Source organism: Roseateles sp. P5_E11 (genome assembly GCF_054049355.1).
The window spans coordinates 1-5,465 of record NZ_JBFUMO010000398.1 but is presented as its reverse complement, the minus strand read 5'-3'; the positions used below and the strand labels follow the sequence as shown (position 1 = coordinate 5,465).

The window sequence follows — 5,465 nt, the reverse complement described above, 5'->3', positions numbered from 1 at the left end:
GTCCACGCGTCGCGGACCTGCTGCGCTCCGAGCTGGAAGCGCTTCGCGGCGCCGGTCGGCAGCAGCCGCGGCGTGGCGTCCGCAGCCGTCACGAAGTGGCGATTGCAGGGGTAGCAGGGGTCGGGCATCAACACCTCGTCGCCGCGCTCGAAGAGGGCCAGGCAGGCGAGCTGCAGGCCGGCCGACGCGCCGGCCGTGATGGCAATGCGTTCGGGCGCGATGGCGAGGCCGAAGCGCTGGCCGTACCAGCGCGAGATGGCTTCGCGCAATGCGGGCAAACCGAGGGCATCGGTGTAGGGCGTCGGGCCCTGGGCCACGCGGGCCACGGCTTCACGGACCGCGGGCGCGGCGCCGAAATCGGGCTCGCCGACATTCAGGCGGATCATGTGCCGGCCGCCCAGCGCCGGATCGCACAGCGGCCCGGCCGCGACCCGGGCCGCGGCCTTGGCCAGCTCCATCACATAGAAGGGCTCGATGCGGTCGAGCCGCGCGGCCAGTTTCATCAGCGCTTCGTCAACGCTTGGCTGCGACCTCGACGGGGCGCAAGTCGCCCGCCGCGCGGTCCAGCACGCCGTTCACATATTTGTGCCCATCGGTGCCGCCGAAGGACTTGGCCAGCTCGACCGCCTCGTTGATGGCGACCCGGTAGGGGATGTCGACGCAGTGCTTGAGCTCGTAGGCGCCGATCATCAGGATGGCGTGCTCAATGGGCGAGAGCTCGGTGGTCTTGCGGTCGACGTGGCGCGACAGGATGGCGTCGAGATCAGCCGCTTCGTTGACGCAGCCAGCCAGCAGCGCGTCGTAGTGCTTCACGTCGAGCTTGGCATAGCCTTCCTGCTCACGGCCCAGGGCGGTGATGGCGCCGATGTCCTCGCCGGTCAGCAGCCATTGGTAGAGGCCTTGCACGGCGGCCTCGCGTGAGCGGCGGCGGGCGGACTTGGCGGGAGCGCGCTTGCCGCCAGGTTTGTTGGCCGTCTTCGTGGCGGTCTTGGGGGTGGAGGCGTTCACTCGATCTCTTTCAGCAGATTGGCCATTTCGACGGCGACGCGGGCAGCGTCGCGGCCCTTGGGTTCGGCGCGGGCCCAGGCCTGGGCTTCGTTCTCGACGGTCAGGATGGCGTTGGCGATCGGGATGCCATGGTCCAGGCCGACGCGGGTGACGGCCGCGCCACTCTCGTTGGCCACCAGCTCGAAGTGGTAGGTCTCGCCGCGGATGATGCAGCCCAGGGCGATCAGCGCGTCGAAGTCATTGCTCTCGGCCAGGGCCTGCAGGGCCAGTGGCACTTCCAGCGCACCGGGCACGGTGACGTGGCGGATGGCTTCGGTCGGCACGCCGAGCACCGACAGCTCGGCCAGGCAGGCGCTGGCCAGGGTCGAGGTGATGGCGTCATTGAAGCGCGCCTGGACGATGGCGATGGTCAGCTCGCTGCCATCGAGAGCGCCCTCGAAGCTGGGCAGGCCTGGTTCGGAATCTTGCATCGCGGGCCTTTCGGGTTCAGCAGTTGGGAGGCGCAGTAAAGCCGGTCACTTCGAGGCCATAGCCGGTCATGCTGGGCATGCGGCGCGGGCTGCCCAGCAGGCGCATGCGGTGCACGCCCAGGGCCTTCAGGATCTGGGCGCCGACGCCATAGGTGCGCAGGTCCATCGCGCCCTTGGTGGCGGGGGCCGGCTCGCAGGCCTGCACGCGGGCCAGCACGCCGGCGGCGTCCTCGCCGCAATTCAGCAGCACGACCACGCCGCCCGGGCTGGCCTTGACGGCGGCCAGCGCGGCGGGCAGGCCCCAGGRGTGGCCGCAGGGGCCGGCTTCCAGCAGGTCCATGACCGACAGCGGTTCGTGCACGCGCACGAGGACTTCGGTGTCGGGCGTCCACTGGCCTTGGCTGAGCGCCAGGTGGGTGCCGCCGGTGCGGTCGGTGAAGACCTGGCAGTCGAACTCGCCCTGGGCCGTGTTCAGGCGCCGCTCGGCAACGCGCTGGATCAGGCTCTCGTGGCGGCTGCGGTGTTCGATGAGGTCGGCGATGGTGCCGATCTTCAGGCCATGCTCGGCAGCAAAAATCTCGAGGTCGGGCAGGCGAGCCATGGTGCCGTCGTCCTTCATGATCTCGCAGATCACCGAGGTGGACGACAGGCCGGCCATGCGCGCCAGGTCGCAGCCGGCCTCGGTATGGCCGGCGCGCATCAGCACGCCGCCGTCGTGGGCCTGCAACGGGAAGATGTGGCCGGGTTGCACGAGGTCGCTGGCCTTGGCGTCCGCCGCGACGGCCGCCTGCACGGTGCGGGCACGGTCGGCGGCGGAGATGCCGGTCGTGACGCCGGTGGCGGCCTCGATGGACACCGTGAAGGCGGTGCCATGCTGGGTGCCGTTGCGCCGCGTCATCGGCGGCAGCTGCAGGCGCTCGCAATGCTCGCGGGGCAGTGTCAGGCAGATCAGGCCGCGGCCGTAGCGGGCCATGAAGTTGATGGCCTCGGGCGTGACGAGGTCGGCCGCCAGCACGAGATCGCCTTCGTTCTCACGGTCTTCCTCGTCGACGAGGATGACCATGCGGCCGGCAGCCAGCTCGGCCACCAGCTCGGGAATGGGGGAGATGGGCATAGCCGGCGATTGTAGGTGGCGACCCTAGCGGCTGGTGCCGCGTGGGGCGTTACTTCGGACGCAGCCGCAGGCGCAGATCCGGGCCGATGGGTGTGGCTTCGATGAGGCGCCAGCGACGCGCGTCGCCGAGTTCGGCCAGCGGGCTCAGCGCCGCGAGCGGGCGGCCTTCGCCGATCAGCATGGGCGCCTGGTAGATCAGCAGCTCGTCGACCAGGCCGGCATCGAGGAAAGCCCCGGAAAGCGTCGGACCGGCTTCGACATGCAGTTCATTGATGCCTTGGGCGCCGAGTTCGGTCAGCAGCGCGGCCAGATCGGCCCGCCCGGGACCGATGACGCGGGCCTCACCGGGGGGCTGCAGGATGCGGGCGCCGCCTGGCATGCGGCCTCGCGGGTCCAGCACGATGCGCAGCGGCTGACGAGCAGTCGGCACCAGGCGCACATCGAGGCGCGGGTCGTCAGCCAGCACGGTGCCGATGCCGGTCAGCACGGCGCCTGCGCGCTTGCGCCAGGCATGGCCGTCGGTGCGGGCGGCCTCGCCGGTGATCCATTGGCTGCGGCCATCGGGCAGGGCGGTGCGGCCGTCGAGCGAGATGGCCGACTTCAGGCGCACGAAGGGCCTGCCGCGCTGCATGCGCGAGAAGAAGCCGATGTTGAGTTCGCTGGCCGCCTCGGCGATGGCCGGGTCCGCCAGTTCAACCTGCAGGCCGGCAGCCTTCAGGCGCGCGAGGCCCTGGCCGGCGACTTGTGGGTTGGGGTCCTTGACCGCAGCCACGACGCGCGCGATGCCGGCGGCAATCAGCGCATCGCAGCAGGGAGGCGTTCGGCCATGGTGGGAGCAGGGCTCGAGGGTGACAACGGCGGTCGCGCCGCGCACATCGTGGCCGCGCGCGGCTGCATCGCGCAACGCCATCACTTCGGCATGGGCCTGGCCAGCCGGCTGGGTGTGGCCCGCGCCGAGTTCCCGGCCGTCGGGAGCCAGGATGACGCAGCCGACGCGGGGGTTGGGGTCGGTCAAGCCGATGGCCTGCTCGGCCAGGGAAAGCGCTCGCTGCAGCGCCGCCGTGATTGCGGGCGAATTCATGCGAGCAGTCTAGGGCCCGCCAACGCGGCGGCTAAGGTCCGGGGGCAGGCTGCAGCTGGATGGTCGAGTAGTCGGCGAAGACGCCGGCACTGGGGTTGACCGCTGGCGCCGTCGGGCAATCGAGGTTGCCCTTGATGACCAGGAAGTTCTGACGTGCCAGCGAACCCGTGACCCGGGCATAGACCGCCGGATGCTCCTCGTTCTCCAGGGCCTTCCAGTCGGCCGTGAACATGCCGCCGCTGCCGTTGTAGTCGGCGCTGTAGCGGCAGACGCGGTATTCGGCTGCGGTCGTGCCGAGGCTGAGGCCTGTCAGCTCGAGCTGGCCCGACCAGTATTTCGTGCTGGTGTCGGGATAGACGATGCAGTTGTACGTGACGAAGGGTTGGGTGCTGGGGGACGTGCTGGGCGAGTCCTGGAAGCACTCTGGCTGGTGCTCCGCCGAAGTCACGGTGGGCGGTGTTGCCGTGAAGCTGTCCAGCGTCAGGTTCCCACCGCTCATTACCGGCTGGAACTGCGGGTCAAGGCGCGGCAGTGAATAGCTACCGCTGACGAGGGTCGGCGCGGTCAGAGGGATGGCAAAGGCCTCGGGCTGGCTGGGGTTCGCCGGGTTGGTGTTGGAGAAGCGGATCACGCCGCTGAGCAGATAGGCATAGCCGGCTCCCGTTCCGGCAAGGCTGTCCTTGCAGGACGCGACGGCGGCGGCGGTCACCGCTGAAACGGCGGTACCCGCTGCAAACTGAGTCGTGCATACACCCGTGATGACACCGGTCAGGTTGTTGAAGATCCAGACGTCCGCGCGCGCTCCGCTCGGGATGAAGGCGCTGTTCTTGCCATCCAGTTGCTTGGCCCCCGCCGGGATGACGGGGTTGCGGCCCGAGGGGTGGGTAACGGGCCCGGCGGGTGGTGCGAAACCCACCGCGGCGCTGAAGATGGGATCGACGCGCGCGATGACGGTGTCCAGGTTGACGAACTGTCGATCCCCGGCGCGGTCGATCCAGTCGACTCTCACGCGGACCTGCTTGGCCTGGACATCGGTCAGGTCGGTCACCGTGCGCTGCACGCTGTAGGTGGTGTTTGAATCCGCTGGCGTGACCGGCGCGGGCGCGGCCGGCGTGGTGATCTCGTCATAGACCGCGGCTGCAGCCGGCGTCGCAGCGCCACGCTCCAGTTCCGAAAAAGCCCTCAGGGTGGCGATTTCGGCCCTGGCAATCCGCATGGCCTCGCTGCGCTGCTTGGCCAAATCGCCGCCGCGGCGCAGATTGCTCATCAGGCCGACGAGCGCGAGCATGCCAAAGGACATCACCAGCAAGGCCACCAGGGCCTCGATCAGCGTGACGCCGCGCTGGCGGCGCAGGGCCGCGCGGGATAGGGAGGGCAAGGGCGTGAGCATGAGGATCTCGGTCACTAGATTTCGCCGTCGATCCAGCCACCCGACACGCGCGCGTAGCTACCCAGGCGGTTGCGCAGTTCATTGGCGATGGACTGCTGATAGATGATGTCCATTTGCCCGACTGCATTCATGTCGCCTTGCACCACCACCATGCCGTTGACCTGGGAAGGCGCGGCGGCGGCGTTGGTCCAGGTCAGATTGCCGAGGACCACCAGCATGCCGTTCAGTTGCATCGGGCCGGTGATTGTCACGTTCCCGTACACGACGACGACGACCGGCGCCGCGGCCGTGCCGATGGTGCCGGAGCTGATCGTCATCCCGTTGTCGACGGTCATGATGCGCTGGCCGGCGGCGAAGGCGGTTGCAAGCGTCGGCCCGCAATTGCCCGAGCAGGTCACGGAG

7 protein-coding genes are annotated in these 5,465 nt (G+C 69.3%); all 7 read right to left on the bottom strand.

Annotated features, from left to right (window positions below; translation table 11 throughout):
- The coding region (locus ACXJKR_RS22935) for an aminotransferase class I/II-fold pyridoxal phosphate-dependent enzyme (protein ID WP_457324770.1) at positions 1 to 503 on the bottom strand (503 nt) is incomplete at its 3' end.
- Positions 504 to 513: 10 nt separating this feature from the next.
- On the bottom strand, positions 514 to 1,008 hold the full coding sequence (gene nusB, locus ACXJKR_RS22930) for a transcription antitermination factor NusB (RefSeq protein ID WP_457324769.1): 495 nt from the start codon (positions 1,006 to 1,008) through the stop codon (positions 514 to 516).
- Entirely contained in the window at positions 1,005 to 1,478 is a 474-nt protein-coding gene (ribH, locus tag ACXJKR_RS22925; RefSeq protein WP_056202314.1) for a 6,7-dimethyl-8-ribityllumazine synthase, read from the bottom strand. The genes nusB and ribH overlap by 4 nt, the downstream gene beginning before the upstream one ends.
- Positions 1,479 to 1,494: 16 nt before the next feature.
- A complete protein-coding gene (gene ribBA / locus ACXJKR_RS22920; protein ID WP_457324768.1) occupies positions 1,495 to 2,592 on the bottom strand; it encodes a bifunctional 3,4-dihydroxy-2-butanone-4-phosphate synthase/GTP cyclohydrolase II in 1,098 nt (365 codons plus the stop codon).
- 49 nt (positions 2,593 to 2,641) lie between these two features.
- Positions 2,642 to 3,673, bottom strand: a complete 1,032-nt coding sequence (ribD, locus tag ACXJKR_RS22915) for a bifunctional diaminohydroxyphosphoribosylaminopyrimidine deaminase/5-amino-6-(5-phosphoribosylamino)uracil reductase RibD (protein WP_457324767.1) — start codon at positions 3,671 to 3,673, stop codon at positions 2,642 to 2,644.
- A gap of 31 nt (positions 3,674 to 3,704) precedes the next feature.
- Entirely contained in the window at positions 3,705 to 5,051 is a 1,347-nt protein-coding gene (locus ACXJKR_RS22910) for a type IV pilus modification PilV family protein (RefSeq protein ID WP_457324766.1), read from the bottom strand.
- 26 nt (positions 5,052 to 5,077) lie between these two features.
- On the bottom strand, positions 5,078 to 5,465 hold a 388-nt coding region (locus ACXJKR_RS22905), incomplete at its 5' end, for a hypothetical protein (protein WP_457324765.1).

Coding starts and splice junctions, on each gene's coding strand:
- ribH (WP_056202314.1), bottom strand. CDS start 1,478: ATGCAAGATTCCGAACCAGGCCTGCCCAGCTTCGAGGGCGCTCTCGAT.
- ribD (WP_457324767.1), bottom strand. CDS start 3,673: ATGAATTCGCCCGCAATCACGGCGGCGCTGCAGCGAGCGCTTTCCCTG.